This is a genomic window from Pseudomonas sp. (assembly GCF_050739655.1).
Taxonomy (GTDB): domain Bacteria; phylum Pseudomonadota; class Gammaproteobacteria; order Pseudomonadales; family Pseudomonadaceae; genus Aquipseudomonas.
In genome coordinates this window covers 1-1,567 of the sequence record NZ_JBOIBY010000386.1, presented here as the reverse complement: position 1 = coordinate 1,567, position 1,567 = coordinate 1, and the positions used below count along the sequence as shown (strand labels likewise).

At 61.1% G+C, this 1,567-nt stretch carries 1 protein-coding gene; it reads right to left on the bottom strand.

From position 1 onward, the window contains the following. Positions 1-369: 369 nt before the first annotated feature. Complete coding sequence (locus ACRESJ_RS18845; protein ID WP_431759235.1) at positions 370-1,359, bottom strand: IS30 family transposase; 990 nt, start codon at positions 1,357-1,359, stop codon at positions 370-372. Between the last annotated feature and the right edge of the window lie 208 nt (positions 1,360-1,567).

Here is a 1,567-nt window from a genome sequence, read left to right as displayed (position 1 = left end):
CCCGATGTGCTGAGCGGTGAAAGCTTCCGCGAACTGCTCGGTCTCCCAGTACTCGGCAGGGACCTCGGGCGGGGTGACGAACTTGTCGCGCGATGCCTGCTGGCAGCGGGCGCACTGGCGCCCCGGGTTGTCGGCAGCTAAATGCGTGCCGCAGCGGCAGTAGCGGTGCCGTGCCGGTCGCGATCCCACGATGTCCCCTTCGATCCGTACTGATTCCGGGCGAGTCTAACCAGTCGCCATCGCTCTTGATCGGGGAGTTATCGGAAGCGGGGTGTACTGGGGCTATGAGTTGGGTGAATACGCCTATCCATCTTCTGGCATACCGGAAGATGGATAGCTTGGTGTCAAGCAGTGAACGCCCCACCAGCTTCAACCAGTCTCGACAAGGAATTTGTTGAGGACTTCGGTGGGTTTCTTCCAGTTGAGTGTCTGTCGTGGGCGGTTGTTGAGTTCGTCGGCGACGGCGTCGAGGTCGGACTGTGTGTAACTTGACAGGTCGGTCCCTTTGGGGAAGTATTGACGCAGGAGCCCGTTGGTGTTCTCGTTGGTGCCCCGTTGCCAGGGTGAGTGCGGATCACAGAAATAGACGTCGATTCCGCTCTTGATGGTGAAATTCGCGTGGTCGGCCATCTCTTTGCCCTGGTCCCAGGTCACGCTGTTGCGGAGGAATGCGGGGAGGTGTTCCATTTTCTGCGCCACGAGGACCGAGACGCGCTGGGCGGTCCGATCGTAGGGAATCCTCACGAGCATGGTAAATCGGCTGGTACGCTCGACGAGGGTGGCGATCTGCGACTTGCCGCCTTTGCCAATGATCAGATCTCCCTCCCAAAATCCGGGAACCGCGCGATCCTCGGCCTCGACGGGACGCTCGCTGATATTGATCATATCTCGGATCTTTCCCCTGGTCACGGTTGCCCGTGACCTGCTGACCCGGCGCGTGCGGCCCTGCCGCAGGGCGATCTTGAGCTGGGTACGCAACTCACCTCGGGCCTGCAGGTACAGGGACTCGTAAATCGTCTCGTGCGACACCCGCATAGTGTCGTCTTCGGGAAAGTCCTCGCGCAACCGCCTGCTGATCTGCTTGGGCGACCACTTCTGCTCCAACCCGGAGTTCACCGCGTCATGCAACGCCGCGTTCTCCTCCAATAGTCGCGGTTTCGGGCGCGCACGGTTCTCGTCAGCTTGCCGCTGAGCGGGTATAGCCCGGTACGACGATCGGCCACCATTCCGATTAACCTCACGTGATATCACGGTATGGTCCCGCTTCAGCAGTCGCCCGATCGACCGAAAGGAACGGCCGGCGGCAAGCTCCCGAGAGATACTTTCCCGTTCATCGGCAACGATTTCCGTACCCTGCACTGACCATGGCTCCTTCTGGTTGCCGACCGGGCGGGCAATAGGGTATCATTTCCGGTGGTGCGCTCACCCTATGACCTCAAGCCGCTACGGCGGTGTCAGCGACATTCGATGAACCGAATTTGGTGTCGTGTGCTGGTCTGGTGCCGGTGCTGCGGCTGGCCTCGCGTGCTGGGTTGTATGCGGCGGCCCAGCAGCGGGTTGGGCTTCC